This is a genomic window from Novosphingobium aquimarinum, assembly GCF_009746585.1.
Taxonomy (GTDB): Bacteria; Pseudomonadota; Alphaproteobacteria; order Sphingomonadales; family Sphingomonadaceae; genus Novosphingobium; species Novosphingobium aquimarinum.
In genome coordinates, this window is the sequence record NZ_WRPO01000004.1 from 146,403 (window position 1) to 164,927 (window position 18,525).

The 18,525-nt window shown below is 66.4% G+C and carries 15 protein-coding genes; all 15 read right to left on the reverse strand.

Annotation, left to right across the window (positions count from 1 at the left end; genetic code table 11):
- Positions 1-2: 2 nt before the first annotated feature.
- Positions 3-335: a hydroxyisourate hydrolase gene (gene uraH, locus GQO94_RS06180; RefSeq protein WP_156840300.1), complete on the reverse strand. Its 333-nt coding sequence runs from the start codon at positions 333-335 to the stop codon at positions 3-5.
- Positions 332-1,546 (reverse strand): urate hydroxylase PuuD, encoded by a 1,215-nt coding sequence (locus tag GQO94_RS06185; protein WP_156840301.1) that lies wholly within the window; start codon positions 1,544-1,546, stop codon positions 332-334. The genes uraH and GQO94_RS06185 overlap by 4 nt, the downstream gene beginning before the upstream one ends.
- Entirely contained in the window at positions 1,543-1,983 is a 441-nt protein-coding gene (gene uraD, locus GQO94_RS06190) for a 2-oxo-4-hydroxy-4-carboxy-5-ureidoimidazoline decarboxylase (RefSeq protein ID WP_156840302.1), read from the reverse strand. Before uraD ends, GQO94_RS06185 begins: the two co-directional genes overlap by 4 nt.
- Positions 1,983-2,363, reverse strand: coding sequence for an oxalurate catabolism protein HpxZ (hpxZ, locus tag GQO94_RS06195; protein WP_156840303.1), 381 nt, complete (start codon positions 2,361-2,363; stop codon positions 1,983-1,985). Before hpxZ ends, uraD begins: the two co-directional genes overlap by 1 nt.
- Complete coding sequence (gene puuE / locus GQO94_RS06200) at positions 2,353-3,243, reverse strand: allantoinase PuuE (RefSeq protein ID WP_156840304.1); 891 nt, start codon at positions 3,241-3,243, stop codon at positions 2,353-2,355. Before puuE ends, hpxZ begins: the two co-directional genes overlap by 11 nt.
- Positions 3,244-3,402: 159 nt before the next feature.
- Positions 3,403-4,644 (reverse strand): pyridoxal-phosphate-dependent aminotransferase family protein, encoded by a 1,242-nt coding sequence (locus tag GQO94_RS06205; protein WP_198045841.1) that lies wholly within the window; start codon positions 4,642-4,644, stop codon positions 3,403-3,405.
- Positions 4,634-5,890 (reverse strand): allantoate amidohydrolase, encoded by a 1,257-nt coding sequence (locus GQO94_RS06210; protein WP_156840306.1) that lies wholly within the window; start codon positions 5,888-5,890, stop codon positions 4,634-4,636. Before GQO94_RS06210 ends, GQO94_RS06205 begins: the two co-directional genes overlap by 11 nt.
- Positions 5,884-7,461, reverse strand: a complete 1,578-nt coding sequence (locus GQO94_RS06215) for a gamma-glutamyltransferase family protein (protein ID WP_156840307.1) — start codon at positions 7,459-7,461, stop codon at positions 5,884-5,886. The genes GQO94_RS06210 and GQO94_RS06215 overlap by 7 nt, the downstream gene beginning before the upstream one ends.
- 10 nt (positions 7,462-7,471) lie before the next feature.
- Positions 7,472-8,416 carry a 5'-methylthioadenosine/S-adenosylhomocysteine nucleosidase gene (locus GQO94_RS06220; protein WP_156840308.1) on the reverse strand — a complete coding sequence of 315 codons (945 nt, stop codon included), beginning with the start codon at positions 8,414-8,416 and terminating at the stop codon, positions 7,472-7,474.
- On the reverse strand, positions 8,416-9,780 hold the full coding sequence (locus tag GQO94_RS06225; RefSeq protein ID WP_156840431.1) for an NCS2 family permease: 1,365 nt from the start codon (positions 9,778-9,780) through the stop codon (positions 8,416-8,418). The genes GQO94_RS06220 and GQO94_RS06225 overlap by 1 nt, the downstream gene beginning before the upstream one ends.
- A 17-nt stretch (positions 9,781-9,797) precedes the next feature.
- Positions 9,798-11,138, reverse strand: coding sequence for an AtzE family amidohydrolase (locus tag GQO94_RS06230; protein ID WP_156840309.1), 1,341 nt, complete (start codon positions 11,136-11,138; stop codon positions 9,798-9,800).
- Positions 11,135-12,274, reverse strand: coding sequence for a bile acid:sodium symporter family protein (locus GQO94_RS06235; RefSeq protein ID WP_156840310.1), 1,140 nt, complete (start codon positions 12,272-12,274; stop codon positions 11,135-11,137). The genes GQO94_RS06230 and GQO94_RS06235 overlap by 4 nt, the downstream gene beginning before the upstream one ends.
- Positions 12,275-12,463: 189 nt before the next feature.
- On the reverse strand, positions 12,464-16,057 hold the full coding sequence (locus GQO94_RS06240) for a hydantoinase B/oxoprolinase family protein (RefSeq protein WP_156840311.1): 3,594 nt from the start codon (positions 16,055-16,057) through the stop codon (positions 12,464-12,466).
- Between the two features lie 136 nt (positions 16,058-16,193).
- A complete protein-coding gene (egtD, locus tag GQO94_RS06245) occupies positions 16,194-17,183 on the reverse strand; it encodes an L-histidine N(alpha)-methyltransferase (RefSeq protein WP_156840312.1) in 990 nt (329 codons plus the stop codon).
- Between the two features lie 2 nt (positions 17,184-17,185).
- Positions 17,186-18,397 (reverse strand): ergothioneine biosynthesis protein EgtB, encoded by a 1,212-nt coding sequence (egtB, locus tag GQO94_RS06250; RefSeq protein ID WP_408636593.1) that lies wholly within the window; start codon positions 18,395-18,397, stop codon positions 17,186-17,188.
- Positions 18,398-18,525 lie beyond the last annotated feature (128 nt).

Consider the following 18,525-nt stretch of genomic DNA (forward strand, 5'->3'; position numbering starts at 1 on the left):
CGTCAGCTCCCCCGGTACGTCGAATAGGCAAAGGGCGAGACGAGCAACGGTACGTGGTAGTGCCCCTCTTCTTCGACGACGCCGAAGTCGATCGCAACCTGGTCCAGGAACGGAGGATCGGGCAGGTCCACGCCCTTGCTGCGGAAATAGTCCGCCACCGCGAATGTCAGCCGAAAACGGCCGGTCGTGATCGCCGGCAAGTCCGGGCAGCGACCGTCGGCGTTAGTGGTCCCCTCGAAAAGCAGGTGATCATCGGCCCCGGCAAGAACGATCGCCACTCCGACCGCTGGGCAGCCGTGCGTCGTGTCGAGGACATGGGTGGATAGACTGGTCATGGCAGTGTTCCCTGATCGATCCAGGCACCGAGCCGGTCGCGCTCGGCGCGAGTCATGCCGGTGGCGTTGCCGAGCGGCATCACTTCGCTGTCGACCGCCATCGCCTTGATCTTGGCAGCATGCGCGCTGGCGCTCTGGTAGCTGTCGAGCACAACGCCCAGCGGCGGTGCGGTTACGGCGGGGTTGGTCGGCCTGGCCTCATGGCAGCTGGTGCAATGTTTCGTGAGGATCGGCTCGATGTCGGCGTAGGTCAAGCGCGGCGGCAGAGCTTCGCCTCCCGCCGGTGCCGGTTCGGCCGTCGCTCCCTTTTCCAGCGAGACGTAAGTGACGCTCACAAGAGCGAGACCAGCGGCCACGGCCATCGCCACACCGGTGGGCGCGTCGCGATGGCGCAAGTTGAAGACATGGCGCACGGCGATGCCTGTGGCGCCCAGCAGCGCCAGGACGACCCAAGGATAGCGCGCCCCGTAAGTCATCGGGTAATGATGGCTCACCATGATGAACAGCACCGGCAGCGTCATGTAATTGTTGTGCACCGAGCGCAGCTTGGCCGCCGCGCCCAGCTTCGGATCGGGCTCCTGCCCCGCCATCAGCGCGGCGACGACCTTGCGCTGGTTCGGGATGATGATGAAGAACACGTTGCCCACCATCACCGAACCGATCATCGCTCCGACGTGGAGATAGGCCCCGCGCGCATTGAACACGGTGTTGAGGAACCAGGCGGCGAAGACGAGAAACGCGAACCAGATCAGCCCGAGCCAGCGGTTGTCCTTGCGCAGCGGCGAATGGCACAGCCCATCGTAGACCGCCCAGCCGACGAACAGCGCGCCCGCCGCGATCGCGATGGCGTCCCACTGGCTGATTCGCGCCTTGGCGGGATCGACAAGATACGTCTCCGCGCCGATCCAGTAGATCAGCACCAGCAGCGAGAAACCGCTGATCCAGGTGAAGTAGGCTTCCCATTTGAACCAGTGCAGATCCGCAGGCATCTTTGCCGGGGCAACGAGGTATTTCTCGTTGTGATAGAAGCCGCCCCCATGGACCGACCATAGCTCGCCCGAAGCCTCGCCCTGCGCGGGCGGACGCAAGTGGTTGTCGAGCCAGACGAAATAGAAGGACGAGCCGATCCAGGCGATCCCGGCGGTCAGGTGCAACCAGCGCAGCGCGAGGTTGATCCATTCGCCCCAATCGATGACAAATCCGGGGCTCACGCCGCGTCCTCCAGACGCAGCCTGGTGATCTTGCCGATCTCGGCGATGGCCGTGGCGATTTCTTCCTCTCGCGTGTGTGCCAGCCGCGCTTCCATCGCGGCAAGGATGCCCGCCTTGTCGGTCAGGCGGACGCAGATGATGAAGGGAAAGCCGAAGCGCTCGCGGTACGCGGAGTTGAGCGCGTGAAACCGCTCGAATTCCTCAGGACTGAGCCGGTCGAGCCCGGCAGAGGCCTGTTCGGCTGCGCTGGCATCGGTCAGAGTACGGTCGACGGCCGCCTTGCCCGCGAGCTCGGGGTGCGCCCGGATCAGGGCCAGCCGCTCTGCGTCGCTCGCTTCGGCAACCACGGCCATCAGGTCCGCATGCCGGTCGCCCGAGGACGGCCGCGCATCGGCGCGTTCCTCGACCCAGGGGCTATGTTCGAACAGCGCGGCCATCAGTGCGTGCTGCCTTCCAAGCTGACGTGCGCGGACACGACTTTCCAGCCGTCGACGAATTTCACCCAGGCCTGCGTCTGCCGTCCGCGCCGGTCGGATCCCTCGCGGAAGAATTCTGCGTCGGCGGTGGCGAAGCTGTCGCCGTAGACGGTGATCGCGACTTTGCCGAGCTTGCGCTGCGGCGATCCGCCGCGCCCTTTGCGAAATTCCCGGATTTGGTCGATGCCGTAGAGCACTTCGCCCACGCCGTAGCGGTTGGTGGTCGGCGCATCGTGGAACAGCGCGTCCATCGCCGCGACATCGTCCGCCATCAGCGCGCGCTCGTATTCGCGGAATGCGGCGGTGACTTGCGCAAGCAATTCGGGATCGTCAATCCGCATGGGGGTGCACCTTCATCCAGTGCCGGGCGATGTCGATCCGCCGCGCGACCCAGGCCTGACCGCTCGCTTCGATATGGTCCAGAAACCGGGCCAGCCAGCGCGCGCGCCCGGGCTTGCCGGCGATGCGGGCATGGAGGCCCACGCTCATCATCCGCCCGCCTTCCTCGGCGAGCTGGTCGAAAGTGTCGCGCATGTGGCGGAAGAACTGCTCGCCCTCGGTAAAGCCGTTGAGCGCCACGATCTTCATGTCGTTCACATCGAGCGTGTAGGGCACCACGAGTTGCGGCTTGCCATAACGGGTGTCCCAGTAAGGCAGGTCGTCGGCGTAGCTATCGGCATCGTAAAGGAACCCGCCCTCTTCGGCGACCAGCCGCGCGGTGTTGGGCGAGGTGCGGCCCTGATACCACCCGAGCGGACGTGCGCCGGTGAGCCTTTCATGCAGCGCGATGGCCTCGGCGATATGCGCGCGTTCGGTGGCTTCCGGCACGGTCTGGTAGTCGATCCAGCGCAACCCATGGCTGGCGATCTCCCAGTCTGCTTCCTGCATCGCCGCGATTGCCTCCGGGTTGGCTTCCATCGCCTTGGCGACGCCGAACACGGTCACGGGCAGGCCCCGTTGCGCGAAGATGCGGAGGAGACGCCAGAACCCGGCGCGGCTGCCGTATTCGTAGAGGCTTTCCATCGCCATCGCCCGATCGGGGTGGCTGGCGGCGCCAACCATCTCGGACAGGAATGCCTCGGAGCCGGCGTCGCCATTCAGCACGGAATTCTCCGCGCCCTCTTCGTAATTGATCACGAACTGCACCGCGACGCGCGCGCCGTTTGGCCACTGCGGATCGGGCGGGTGCTGGCCATAGCCGACGAGGTCGCGCGGGGTCATGCCGCTTGCCTTCGCGCGTGATCCTTCGACAAGCTCAGGATGAGCGGGTGTTGTGGCTGCGCATCCTTCGACAGGCTCAGGATGAGCGGGTGTGGTAGTTTCACAATACACGAGACCCGCTCAGCCTGAGCTTGTCGAAGGCCCTGGCACACCCGCGCCTCAGTCACCCCAGGCCTCCATTGCCGCCGGCACCGCATCACCCAGAGGCACCGGATGCCCCTCCATCCGCAAGCACACCTCGAGTGCGCCGAGCGTCAGCAGCACCTTGTGCTTCATCGCGTTGTAGCCCATCGCGCCCAGGCGCCAGATCTTGCCCGCGAGCGGGCCGAAGGCGGTGCCGATCTCGATTTCGAACTGCTCGCGCATCATGGTGCGGACCGCCTCACCGTCGACGCCGTCAGGAATGTAGACGCCGGTGACATTGGTCATGCGGTGCGCATCGTCGCCGAACACGGTGAGGCCCATCGCGCGCAAGCCTGCGGTCATTGCCCGACCGGCACGCGCATGGCGATCGAAGCGCGCCTCCAGCCCCTCTCCCAGCGCGATGCGGGCGCATTCGCGCGCGGCATAGAGCATCGAAGTCGCTTCGGTGTGGTGGTTGAGGCGCTTTTCGCTCCAGTAGTCCATGATCATGGCGAGATCGAAGTAATTGGAGCCGATGCGCGGCCCCTGCCCGTCGGCAATGTCGTCGCGGCGGATGCCCTCTTCGACATGGCGGCGGCGGGCGATGTGTTCGGCCGCGCGGTCCGAAATCGTGATCGGTGCCGAACCCGACGGTCCGCCCAGGCACTTCTGCAACCCGCCGGTGACGATATCGACGCCCCAGCGATCCGCCGCGATCTCCATGCCGCTGAGCGTTGCCGTGGCATCCACATAGCTCAGCGCGCCCGCCTCGCGGCACAGCGCGCCGAAGCCTTCGAGTGGCTGCGCCATCGTCGTCGACGTATCGCCGTGGATCGTCGCCACGACTTTGGGCTTCACCCGCTCTATGGCGGCTGCGATCGCGTCCATCGGCACCACTTCGCCCCAGGGGGCTTCGACGGTTTCGACCTTGGCCCCGACGCGGCCGAGAATCTCGGTCAGCAGCAGCCCGAAGCGCCCGAAATTGACGACAAGCACTGTCTCGCCGGGTGCCGCAAGGCTGACCAGCGCCGCTTCGATCGCGGCGCGCGCGGTGCCGTCGATCAGCATCGTCCACCGATTCTGCGTGCCGAAGATCGGGCGGTAGAGCGCCATGACCTGGTTCATGAATCCCGTCATCTCGGGATCGAATTGGCCAAGAAGATCCGCGCTCATCGCGCGCAGCACGCGCGGGTGCGCGTTGATCGGGCCGGGGCCCATCAGCAGACGCTGCGGCGGATCGATCTCGCCGAACAGCAGGGGATCGAGGTCAGCAGGCATTGCTTGATTTCCAGTCCTTGGCGAGGCGGTCGATGAAGGCGAGCATGACGCGCAGTGCAGCATCGGCATCGGCGGGCTCGACATGTTCGGCGGGGTTGTGGCTGACGCCGCCCTTGCAGCGGATGAACAGCATGGCGGTAGGTCCGAGCGCGGCCATGTTCATGGCATCGTGCCCCGCGCCCGATACCAGCCGGAAGGGAGGATGGCCCGCGTCTTCTGTCGCGGCATCCATCAGTTCCATCAGTTTCGGATCGCAGGGGCTCGGCGGCAAATCATGAATGCGGTCGACCGCGCATTCGACATCGCGCGCCTTGGCGATCTCGGCGATGCGTTGCAGGATCTGTTCGGCCACGCGGTCGCGCCGCGCGGCGTCGCCCGAGCGTACGTCGATGGTGAAGCGCACGTCGCCGGGAATGACATTGGCGGCGCCGGGGCGAGCCTCGATCGAACCGACGGTGGCGACGACGTCGGACTTGTCCTCGCGCGCTTCCTGCTCGACCGCGAGGATCATCGCCGCAGCGCCCGCGAGCGCATCGCTGCGCAGCCGCATCGCGGTCGTCCCGGCATGGCCGGCGGTGCCTTTCACCGTGACCGCATAGCGCAACTGCGCAGCGATCCCGGTGACCGTGCCGACCGCGAGCCCCTCGTCCTCGAGCACCGGCCCTTGTTCGATATGCGCTTCGAGATAGGCGAGCATCTCGGCCTTGCCGCGACCCGCCTCCAGATAGCGCGCGACGTCGACGCCGGCGTCGGCCAGCGCCGTGTCGGCACTATCCGCGATGTCGAGCGCTTCCGGTTCGAGCAGCCCGGCGACGGCGCGACTGGTGAGCATCGCGGCGGGAAAGCGAGATCCTTCCTCGTCCCCGAAGCCGTAAACTTCGATCGCGAAAGGCAATGTCTTGCCCTCACGCCGCAGCGCATCGACGCACTCGATGCCGAGCATGATGCCGAGCGGTCCGTCGTAGCGACCACCGTCGCGCACCGAATCGATGTGGCTGCCGATCATGAGCGCCGGCGCATCGGGCTTGGCCCCCTCGAACCGGCCGATCAGGTTCGCGGCCGCATCGCGCCGCACCGTCATGCCGGCTTGCGCCATCCACTCACCAAGACGATCGAGCGTGGCGGCGTAAGCAGGCGAAAGGTAGCCGCGATAGAGGCCCCCCGACATGTCGCTGTAGGGGGCGACGCCGAGCTCGTCGCAGCGCGCCACGGCGCGTGCGCCACCGGGGGGAAGCGCATTCACCATCCCACTGCCGCTCCGTCGCTGCGGGGGTCGCTTGCGCCTTCGAAGCTGCCGCCCGGCAGGCGCACGATTGCCCCGGCATGGCCCATCGTCGCAGTCAGCGGGCCGACGCGTTCGACTTCGTGACCCGCCTCGGCCAGCTGCGCGTAGAGTGCTTCGTCGAAGCCATCCTCGAGCTTGAGCGACGTCGATTGCTCGCCCCAGGTGCGGCCGAGCAGCCAGCGGGGCGCACTGATCGCAGCCTGCAAGTCTTGGCCGAACATGGCGTAGCGGCTGAACAGCGCGGCCTGCGTCTGCGGCTGCCCTTCGCCGCCCATGGTGCCGTAAGCCATCACTCGTCCATCCTCGAACGCCGCCAGCGCGGGGTTGAGCGTGTGGAACGGCTTGCGTCCGGGCTGGAGCGCGTTCCAGCCGCTTTCCGCGAGGCGGAACGAACTGCCGCGGTTCTGCCAGGTGATCCCGGTCTTCGGCAGCACCAGCCCGGAGCCGAACTCGAAGTAAGTCGACTGGATCGCCGAGACCACGCGTCCTTCGCTGTCCGCTGCCCCGAACCAGCAGGTATCGCCCCATTGCGGCGGCTGCGGCCAAGGCAGCGCGCTTGCTGGATCAATCCGCGCGGCCAGCGCATCGAGCGCGGCGGGGTCATCGAGCAGTCCCTGAAAATCGAAATCCGTATGCGCCAAGTCGCCGACATGCCGGTCGCGCAGCAGGAACGCCTGCTTGGTCGCCTCGACGAGGCCGTGGACATGCGCGAAGCCATCGGCCTCACCCACGCCCAGCCGGTCGAACAGCGCGAGGATCAGCAGCGAGGCGAACCCTTGCGTCGGCGGCACCGTGTTGTAGAGCCGCGCGCTGCGGATCGGCACCGAAAGCGGCGAGCTGACCGAGGCGGCATGACCTTCGAGATCCGCCAGCGCAACAGGGCTGCCGAGCGCCGCGAGATCGGCCGCGATGTCCTTCGCGAGTGCGCCGCGGTAGTAGGAAGCGAGCCCGTCGCCGGCGAGCTGGCGCAGCGTCTGGGCCAGGACCGGCTGACGCAAGGTGTCGCCTTCGCGAAGGGGACCGCCTTCAGGCTCGAAGAACGCGGCATAAGCGCCAGGCAGGTCGCGAAGTTCGCTGCTTTTCGCTGCCGCGATTGCCGCGCCGCCGGCCGTGACCGGCACGCCTTCCTCGGCATGCGCGATCGCGTCCCGCAATAGGCGCTCCAGCGGCAACGAGCAGGACGTCGCGCGAAGCACTTGCTCCCAGACGGAAATCGTGCCGGCTACCGTATTCGCGGCCAGCGGTCCCCGGCTCGGGACCGCTTCATATCCGGAATAGAGCGACAGATCCGCCGCTGCCGCCGCGCCGCCCACGCCCAGCACTGTCGAAACAGTGCCATCGGGTTCGCGCACCAGCCAGAAGCCGTCGCCGCCGATCCCGGTCATATGCGGATAGACCGCGGCGAGCGTCGCCGCGACCGCCACGCTGGCCTCGATCGCGTTGCCGCCATCGCGCAGCACCGCACAGCCCGCTTCGGCCGCGAGATGATGCGGTGCGGTGACGATCCCGTTGGAGGCGGATACGGTCTTCATCGTGCGAACGTCAGTCCGGAAGGACGCGCAAGTAGGCGTGCAGTACGCGCGCGGCATTGACGGCGGCCAGATCCTCGAACACTTCCGAAGCGTTCTTCCCGTGATCGCCGCCCGCCAGATCGGACAAGCTGCGAATGTGAATGACGGGGACCTGATTGGCGTACGCGACTTGCGAGACCGCGCCGCTTTCCATTTCGAGCGCACGCGCGCCCCAGCCCCGGAACAGGTATTCGCGGAATTGGGCGTTATCCATGTAGACTGGCGCGGTCACGCCGGTGCCGCCCACGACCACCTTGGGCGCCTTGGGCAGACAGATTTCCGCATCGCTGGGCATCTCCGGGCTCCGCTCCACGCAACGGTCGAGCTTGAGCGAGGTCATCGCCTCGGCAAGCTTCAGCATAGTCGGGTCGACCGGGAAGAAGTAGTGGCGCTTGCGCGGTTCGCTCGCGTTGCCGACATAGACGCCGTTCGGGTAGATGAACTCCCAGTTGGCGGGGGCGTCCGGATTGACCGGGATCGGCGGCTTATAGCCTTCGGGCGTCCAGCGGGCGAAGGCGGATTCGAGGTATTGTCCCCACTTGTCCGCGATCAGGACATCGCCGATGCTCAGCGCCGGATCGACCCCGCCGGCCACACCCGAGAAGACGATCCGCTTCACGTTGAAGCGATCGATCGCGATCTGGGTGTTCATCGCCGCGTTCACCGTGCTGACCCCGCTTTCCATCAGCACGATCGGCTTGCCGTCCATCTGCCCGACGATGAAGCGCCAGCCGTTGATCTCGTGCGGGACCGGCTCTTCCACCGAAGAGGCAAGCGCGTTCCATTCGGGGGCATAAGCCGTCATCACCAAGGTGCGCGGGGTATCGTCGATGCGCTCCGCGGCTTGCGCACCGGCGGCGATGAGGCCCGAAAGGGAAAGGAGAAAAACCAGTAGCCGGGGTAACAAGCGAGCCATCAAGCTCCTCCCATCCAAATGAAGCGAATGACGAACAGCAGTGCCAGCACGAGCAGGAACCAGTCGGTCCGGCTCAGCGTGCCGCGCACCATCTTGAGCAGAGCATGCGCGGTGATGCCGAACGCGAGGCCATTGGCGATCGAGAACGTCAGCGGGATCATCGCCACCGTGAGGAAGGCGGGGATCGCCGACATCGGATCTTCCCATTCCACCTCTACCAGCGGCAACAACATCAGTCCGCCGACGATGATCAGCGCCGGCGCGGTCGCGGCAAGCGGGATCACTTGCGCGTAAGGGGCGACGAACATCATCGCCAGGAACAGCAGGCCAGTGACGATCGCCGTCAGTCCAGTGCGCCCGCCCGCCTGCACGCCTGCGGCGCTTTCGACATAGCTGGTGACGGTGCTGGTGCCTGCCATCGAACCCACGACCGTCGCGGTCGCATCGGTGACGAGAATGCGGTTCAGCTTGGGGATCTTGCCGTTCTCGTCGATCAGCCCGGCGCGTTTGGTTACGGCGACGAGGGTGCCGATGTTGTCGAACAAATCGACGAACAGGAACACGAAGATGATCTCGAGCAGGCCGATCCCCTGGCGGCCGGACAAGCCGAGCACGCCCGCGATATCGAGCTGGAAGGCCGTGCCGGTCAGCGCTTCGAGCGAATAGGGCTCCGGGCTGATCGAGACGAGGCCCATCACCCAGCCCGCCAGCGTCGTCGCGACGATGCCGATGAGCATGGCCCCGCGCACGTTCCACACACTGAGCGCGGCGATCAGCAGCAGCCCGAAGATCGCAAGCGCGGAGCTCGGCGCCTTGAGATCGCCCAGCGCCACGAAGGTCGCGGGATTGGCCACGACGATGCCCGCGTCCTTCAAGCCGATGAAGCCGATGAACAGTCCGATCCCGCCCGCCACTGCGGCGAACAGGTAATTGGGGATCGAAGCGACGATGAGCTGGCGGATGCCGGTCAGCGTCAGCAGCAGGAAGGCGATGCCCGAGATGAACACGCAGCCCAGTGCGACCTGCCAGGGCACGCCCATCTGCTGGACGACGGTGTAGCTGAAATAGGCATTGAGCCCCATGCCCGGCGCCATTGCCAGCGGCGTGTTCGACATGAAGCCCATCAGGATCGAGGCGAACGCCGCGGCAAAGCAGGTGGCTGCCGCGACGGCCGCGACCGGCATGCCGGCGCTGCCCAGAATCGCGGGATTGACCAGCACGATATAGGCCATCGTCAGGAACGTGGTGACGCCGGCGAGCACTTCGGTACGCGCCGTCGTGCCGCGTTCGGTCAGCGTGAAGCGGCGTTCGAGCCACCCGGAAAACCCGTCGGAAGCAGCCACCGGGCCGGGGGGAGAGTCCATCGTCGCTTCGGTCTGGTTCACGCTGCTGCCCCCTGTGATGCCATCTGCGGCAATGTCGCCCCGATCAGGCCGTCCGCCTCGAGCCGCCGCGCGAAGGCGACGAGCGCGCCCTCGCCGCCCGGGGGACCGATCAATTGCAGACCCAGCGGCAGAAGCCCGGGCCGATAGAGCGGTACGGCCAGCGAGGGCAGACCCGCGAACGTGATCGGCTGCGTGTGAATGCCGAGGTCGGCGCGCGCGGGGCTGGGTTTGCCGTCGATCGTGATCATGGGATCGTCGATGCGCGGCGCGGCGCACGGCGTCGCTGGGGCGAGCAGCACGTCGAAGTCGGCCAAAACCTCGTCGAGACGCGCGCGGAACGTCGCCTTGAAGGCCTGCGCTTCGTCGATCAACGCGTCGGGAAGCAGCGCGCCGGCCAGCAGACGGTCGCGCGTCGCGGGATCGAACGCCATCGCATCGCGCGCGAGTGCTTCGCGATGCAAGCGTCCGCCCTCGCCCGCAGTGATCAGGAACGCCGCCGAACGCGCGCGGGCGATGTCGGGCAGTTCCACCAAGGGCGCGTCGCTCGCGATGGCGTCGATGGCCGCGAGCTGCGCGGGGTCGGCGTTCTCGCGAAACCGTCCGCCCAGTCTGCCGACCCGCAGATCCGTGTCCGGCTCGGACAGGGGGGCGCCTGCCAAGACCGACCATACGAGTGCCATATCGTCGATCCCTTGCGTAAACGGGCCGACATCGTCGAAGCTTTCCGCAAACGGGAACACGCCTTCGAGCGGCAGAGCGCCATGCGTCGGTTTGATGCCGTATGTGCCGGTCAGGCTGGCAGGCACGCGGACCGATCCGTTGGTGTCGGAGCCCAGCGAAAACGGCAGCAGTCCTGTCGCCACCACGGCTGCGGAGCCGCCCGAAGAACCGCCGGCGAGCCGCTCAAGGTCATGCGGATTTCGTGTCGTGCCGTGCAATGCATTTATGGTCGCGAACCCGTAGGCGAACTCGTCCATGTTTAGCGTCGCGACGAGCACGGCGCCGGCTTCGCGCAGCCGCCGGACCGCTTCGGCATCGCCCGCCGCCGGCGGTGCGTCGGCATAGAGGCTGGAGCCCGCCGTGGTGGGCAGGCCCGCGACGTCGAACAGATCCTTCACGCCATATGGCACGCCGGCGAGCGGCCCCGGATCTTCGCCCCGCGCCAATTTCGCATCGACGGCCTTGGCTTCAGCCAATGCGCGATCGGTAAGGATGCGAGTCACGGCGACGAGCGGCGAGGCCCGCTCCTCAAGCGCGGCGAGACAGCGAGTCGCAACGTCCGTCGCCGTCGTCTGGCCTTCGCGCACGGCGCGAGCAATGTCGGAGGCCGGGTTCACGCCTTGTCCTCGCGCATGCGCTCGGTATGGCCCGCCAGCAACGTCAGATTGTTCGCCACGCCCTCCGAGCAGGCCTCGGGGACGGTCAGCGCCTGGGCCTTGGCTGCGACAGCGATCTCTTCCGGCGTCTGCGGCACTTGTGCGGCCGCATCGGACGGCTCCTCGATCGGATCACGCGCGTAACGGTTGGCGAGCATCGCGCACACGAACAGCTGCAACTGATGGAAGATCATCAAGGGCAGCACGATCATGCCCACCTGATCGGGCGCGAAGAGCGCGCCGGCCATCGGCACGCCAGAAACCAGGCTCTTCTTCGAACCGCAGAACAGCAGCACGATCGAGTCTTCGCGCGAGAGCTTCGCGAGGCGTGCCGCCAGCACGTTCACGCCCATCACGATCGCCAGGATCACCGCGCTCGCCAGCAACAGCAGGCCGAGATCGGCGATATCGAGCACTTTCCAAATGCCGTTGACTACGGCCGCGCTGAAAGCGGAGAACACCACCAGCAGGATCGAGGCCCGGTCGACCGGCATTAGGATCTTCTTGTTGCGATCGACGAAGCCGCCGATCAGCGGGCGCAGGAAGTGACCGGCCAAGAAAGGCAGCAGCAGCTGCATCATGATCGAGCGCACTGCACCCCAGTCAAACCCCTGCCCGCCCTCGGCGGAATGCATGAACACGCCCACCAGCACCGGCGTCAGGAAAATGCCGAGCAAGTTTGACAACGACGCGCTGCATACGGCCGCTGCGACATTGCCGCGCGCGATCGAAGTGAAGGCGACCGAGGACTGCACCGTCGACGGCAGCAGGGTCAGGAACAGCAGCCCCGAAATCAGCAGCGGATTGGTGAACGGCGCCAGGATCGGCTGCGCGGCGAGACCCGTCATTGGAAACAGTACGTAAGTGGAAGCTAGCGCCAGCACATGCAGCCGCCAGTTGCCGATCCCTTGCATGATCGCCGCGCGCGACAGCTTGGCGCCATGGAGGAAGAACAGAAAAGCAATGGCAAGGTCCGCCAGCAGATCGAACGCGTCCGCTGCCGCGCCGCTGACGGGGAACAGACTCGCCAGTACCACGACCGAAAACAGCCACAGCAAAAACGGGTCGATAAACGACTTGATGGAAGGCCCCCGCATTGCTCGCCTCTCTGCCTAATCCTACCCTAGCGATCAAATGCAATGAAGCGCACGCCTGATTGCATAAAATAGAGCGCCCCCGCCGCATTGGAGCCGTGACTCGTTTCGGCGAAACCGCAGCGTGCTGTGTACCCGCCAAACGGCGCGGGTGCTTCCTCTATCGGCGGCTTGGAGTGCGCAATCCAGCGCTCAAGGCGCGCCGTATCCGCCGCCGCCGGGCGTCTCGATCACGAACACATCGCCGGGCGCCATCGTCACGCTACCGGTCGCACCCAATGTTTCGATCTCGCCGCCGGTCCGCTCGACCCAGTTGCGCGCGACCGCGCCCGGCGAGCCGCCCGCAAGCCCGGCCGGCGGCACCTTGCGGCGGTTGGCGAGGATCGTCGCGGTCATCGGCGCGAGAAACCGGATGCGGCGTCGCACGCCATCACCGCCGCAATACTGCCCTGCCCCGCCCGATCCCTCGCGGATCTCGAACGCTTCGAGTAGAACCGGGAAGCGCCATTCGAGCACTTCCGGATCGGTAATCCGGCTATTGGTCATGTGTGTGTGCACCGCCGAGGTCCCGTCGAAATCCGGGCCGGCGCCCGATCCGCCGCAGATCGTTTCGTAATACTGCCGAGTCTCATCGCCGAAAGTGAAGTTGTTCATCGTCCCCTGAGCGCCGGCCAGCGTGCCGGTCGCGCCGTAGAGCGCGTCGGTAATGACCTGGCTGGTCTCGACATTGCCCGCGACGACCGCCGAGGGCCACGAGGGCGCGAGCAGCGTATGCTCGGGGATGACGAGATCGACCGGCTCGAGGCAGCCGTCGTTCATCGGGATGTCCTCATCGATCAGCGTGCGCAGAACATAAAGGGTTGCCGCCCGGCAGATCGAGGGCGGAGCGTTGAAGTTGCCCGGATGCTCGCCGCTGCTGCCGGTGAAATCGATCCGCGCCCGCCGCGCCGCGCGATCGACGGTGATGGCGACATCGACATGCGCGCCATCGTCCATCTCGCAGCGGAACTTGCCGTCGGGCAACTGATCGAGCACCCGGCGCACCGCCTCGGCGGCGTTGTCCTGCACGAAGCGCATGTAGGCGAGCACGGTCGGCAACCCGAAATGCGCGACCATCTTGCGGATCTCGGCTGCCCCGCGCGCGCATGCGGCGATCTGGGCGCGAACGTCGCCGACGTTGCGGTCCGGATCGCGCGCAGGCCATGAACCGGAACCAAGCGCTTCGCGAAACGCCTGTTCGCGCAGCCGCCCTTGCTCGACCAGCAGGAAACTGTCGAACAGGATGCCTTCTTCCTCGAGCGAGTGGCTGTCTGCCGGCATCGAACCCGGCGTCGTCCCGCCGACATCGGCATGATGCCCGCGCGCGGCGACGTAGAAGGAGACCGCACCCGTCTCGTCGAACACCGGCATGACGACGGTGAGGTCGGGCAAGTGCGTGCCACCGCGATAGGGATTGTTGACCAGGTACACATCGCCAGGCCGCAATCCTCGCGTCGCGGTGGCCTTGTCACGCACCGCGCGCACGCTGTCGCCCATCGAGCCCAGATGCACTGGCATGTGCGGCGCATTGGCGATCAATGCGCCCGCGCCATCGAACAGCGCGCATGAAAAATCGAGCCGTTCCTTGATGTTCACCGAAAGCGCGGTGTTCTGCAGTGCCTGCCCCATCTGCTCGGCGATGGCCATGAACAGGTTGTTGAAGATCTCCAGCCGCACGGGATCGAGCGCGATGTCGCCGTCGGCAGGGGCTTCGCCAGCGCGCACTTCCAGGCGCGTCATCACGATCTCGCCGCTCTCACGCCACACTAGTGACCAGCCCGGCTCGACCACGATCGTCGCCGTCTCGTCGTGGACGATGGCGGGCCCGGCTAAAGTCTTGCCCGGCGCGAGCGCGCGGCGCGGGAGGATGCGCGTGGACTGCGCGGCTCCGGCCGTGAAGGCCTCGACCTTGCGCTCTTCGGTTTCCGGTTCGTGAACCGCGCCGGTCCCCGCGCGGGCCTGCTCCGGCGGAATGACCAGTTCGAGAGAGACTGATTCGATAATCAGCGGCACATCCGGGCTGGTGAAGGTGAAGCGCTGTTCGTAGGCCGCCTCGAAACCAGCGCGCACCTCTGCGGCATCAGCCTCGGGGACTTCGATCGGCGTGTCGGTGCCCTGATAGCGGACCATCAGGCTGCGCCGCACGCGCGCTGCGTCTGTGCGAAAGCCGTGCGGCTCGATATCGCGCCGTGCCTCGGCTTCGAGCGCGTCGAACAGCGTCGCGGCATGCGCGAGGCTCTCGTCGGCCAACTCGGCTTCGAGCGCCTGTTGACGGACGATCCGCTGGTCGGCGAGGCCGATGCCGTAGGCCGAGAGCACACCCGACAGCGGATGGACCAGCACCTGCTTCATCCCCAGCGCATCGGCCACCAGGCAGGCATGCTGCCCCGCCGCGCCCCCGAAGCACGAGAGAACGTAGTCCGCCACGTCGTGCCCTTGCGCGACCGAGATCTTCTTGATCGCGTTGGCCATGGCATCGACCGCGATCGCGAGGAAACCCTCGGCCAGTTCCTCGGGGCTGCGCGAGGGTAGCCCTGCTGCGGCGATTGCGTCCGCCAGCGCAGCGAAGCGCTCGCGCACCACGCCGACATCGATCGGCTGATCGCCGCCGGGCCCGAACACTTGCGGGAAGCAATCGGGCTGCAGCTTGCCCAGCATGACATTGCAGTCGGTGATCGTCAGCGGCCCGCCGCGCCGATAACAAGCCGGTCCCGGATCCGCGCCCGCCGATTCCGGCCCGACCCGCAGTCGCGCTCCGTCGAACCGGCAGATCGAGCCGCCGCCCGCCGCGATGGTGTCGATCGCCATCATCGGCACGCGCAGCCGCACGCCCGCGACCACTGTCTCCAGCGTCCGCTCCAGTTCGCCCGCGTAGTGCGAGACGTCGGTCGAGGTCCCGCCCATGTCGAAGCCGATGACCTTCCCGAAGCCCGCCGCCCTGGCGGTTTCGACCATGCCGACGATGCCGCCCGCCGGCCCCGAGAGGATCGCGTCGCGGCCGTGGAAGGCGCCGGTCCCGGCAAGCCCGCCGTTCGACTGCATGAAGGACAAGGGCACCTCGCCGCCCAGCGCCGCATCGACCTGCCGCACGTAGCGGGCCAGCACGGGCGACAAGTAGGCGTCGACCAGCGTCGTATCGCCGCGTCCGACGATCTTCATCAGCGGGCTGACACGGTGGCTCGCCGAGACTTGCGCAAAGCCCAGTTCCTCGGCGATCGCCGCGATCCGCGCTTCGTGCTCGGTGAAGCGGTAGCCGTGCATGAGCACAATCGCGGCTGAAGTGCAGCCCGAAGCCCGCGCTTCAGCGAGATCTTCCCGGACCCGATCTTCGTCGAGCGGCACCAGCACCTCGCCCGATACATCCACGCGTTCGATCGCCTCGATCACGCGTTGCTCCAACCGATCGGGCAGGACGATCTGCCGATCGAACAGCCGCGGCCGGTTCTGGTAGGCGATGCGCAGGACGTCGCGAAAACCTTGCGTCGTCACGAGCACGGTCGGCTCGCCCTGCCGCTCGAGCAGTGCATTGGTGGCGACCGTGGTGCCCATCTTGACGCTGGCGATCGTGGCGGCCGGGATCGGCTCGCCCGGTTTCAGGCAGAGCGTGTCGCGGATGCCCTGGATCGCCGCATCCTCATACCGTTCGGGATGCGCGGAAAGCAGCTTGCGCGTCTCGACCGCGCCTGCGGGAGACAGAGCGACGACATCGGTAAACGTGCCGCCGCGATCGATCCAGAAATGCCACATGCAGTGCCGTTAGCGCATCGAAGCGCGTGCCGCGAGACCGGAGTCCGGTCATGCGGCGACTCCGCCCCCGGCCAGCTCCCGAAGGGCGCACGCGACAGACTGCCGATGCCGCGCGACACACGATGATGAGACGCCCTTAGGGGGTGATGCCGTCACCCATCGCACGGGCCAGCACGATCATGAAGCGCGACTCCGCGTCGGTCATGAATTCGAGCGGCTCCCAGCCCCCGGCCAGCAGCAAGGTCCGGGCCCCGGGCTCGTCGTACTTGTGGCTGTTTTCGGTGTGGACGCTTTCGCCGGCGCGCAAGCTGAAGGTGCGCCCGCAGACCTGGAAGCGAATCTCGCGCGTCGCTTCGAGATGCATCTCGATCCGGGCGCGATCGGGATTCCACACGGCCTTGTGGCGGATCGCATCGACCGGGATCGTCCCGTCGAGCTCGCGGTTGATGCGATGAACGAGATTGAGATTGAAGGCGGCGGTCACACCTGCCGCATCGTCATAGGCGGATACCAGGGTTTCGCGATCCTTGATCCGGTCCATGCCGATCAGCAGGAGGCTTCCCGAGCCGAGAGTACGGTGCATTTCGCGCAGCAGATCGACCGCCGCATCGGGTTCGAGATTGCCGATCGTCGAACCCGGGAAGAAGCCGAGCCGCTCATGATCCAGAAGTTCCGACGGGATCGGCACGGGTCGCGTGAAATCGGCCTCGATCGGAAAGACGGGCAATTCGGGATAGCGGCGCGAAAACCCCTCGCAGGATTCGCGCAGGAAATCGCCCGAGATGTCGATCGGCACGTAAGCGCTCGGCGCGATCCGGTCGAGCAGCAGCGGCGTCTTGGCGGAACTGCCCGCGCCGAATTCCACGACGATGCGGCCCTCGCCGATCGCTTCGCCGAGCGCGGCGCCATGCTCCTGAAGGGCCGCCACTTCGGCGCGAGTCGGATAGTATTCGGGCAGGCGCGTAATGTCTTCGAACAGCTGGCTGCCGCGCATGTCGTAGAACCAGCGCGCGGGGATCGCCTTGCGCTCCTGCGCAAGCCCGGCGAGCACGTCGTCGCGAAAGGGATTTTCGGTTGCGTCGTCTTCGAATGTGATGGCGGGGCGTTCTGCGGCGACAGAGGCCATGGTCAAAGATCCTTCGCGAGGCGCAGGCCGGTGAACTGCCAACGCTGATGGGGGTAGAAGAAATTGCGATAAGAGGCGCGCGAATGGCCGCGCGGCGTGGCGCAGCTCGCGCCCTTGAGCACGGCCTGGCCGCTCATGAACTTGCCGTTGTATTCGCCCACCGCGCCCTCCGCGGTTTTGAAGCGCGGATAGGGAAGGTAAGCCGAGCGCGTCCATTGCCAGCAATCGCCGAACAGGCTGTCGGACCCGTGGGGATGGACGCTGCCATCGGCTTGCGCCGGATCGTCGAGCTGCACACCGCCATCTCGGTCTTCGCCTTGCGCGAGCGCTTCCCATTCGAACTCGGTCGGCAGGCGGTGCCCCGCCCAGCTCGCATAGGCATCGGCCTCGAAATGCGAGATGTGGGTCACCGGCGCGTCGGCGTCGCGAGCGCGCCATCCCCCAAGCGTGAATTCTTCGTCATCGCGCCAGTATAGCGGGGCATCGCGGCTTTCCTGCTGTACCCAGCTCCATCCGTCGGACAGCCACAACGCCGCGTCCCGGTATCCGCCGTCGTCGATGAAGTCCTGCCACTCGCCGTTGGTGACCAGTTGCTCGGCCATCGCGAAAGGTTCCAGGAGCACGCGGTGCTGCGGCCCTTCGTTGTCGAACGCGAAGCCGTTACCTGCATGACCGAGATGCGCGATGCCGCCGGGATGATCGCGCCAACCGCCCTCGCGGCGGGGCTTGGTACGGCCCGCGCGCGGCGCGTAGATCGGGCCCAGGGGATTGCGCGAGAACGCGTGCTTGATGTCGGTCAGCAGGAGTTCCTGGTGCTGCTGCTCGTGATTGAGACCGAGCTCTATCAGATCGGCGAGCTCAGGCCGCGCGAACAGCGGCGCCATCGCCGCATCGACGTGCTCGCGATAATCGAGCACTTCGGCCAGCGACGGCCGCGACAGCATGCCCCGCTCGGCTCTGGTGTGGCGCGGACCCTCGGCCTCGTAATACGAATTGAACAGAAACGGCCAGTCCTGGCTGAACAATTCGTAGCCTTCGAGATGATCGCGCAGCACAAACGTTTCGAAGAACCAGGTCGTATGCGCCAAGTGCCACTTTGCCGGTGAAGCATCGGGCATCGATTGGATTGTCGCATCCGCGTCGGACAGTGGCGCGACCAACGCGGTACTCAGCTCTCGGACGCTCCGAAACTGATTTTCCAAACCCGCCCCCATTTCCGCTTTGCACGACGATGCCGCCATTTACATGGCAACCTTAACGCACGGGTACGGTCAACGCTCCCTTGCATCGCAAATTATGCCCGAAAAGGCAGGCACATGCGAACGGGCGACGCAAAGTTTCG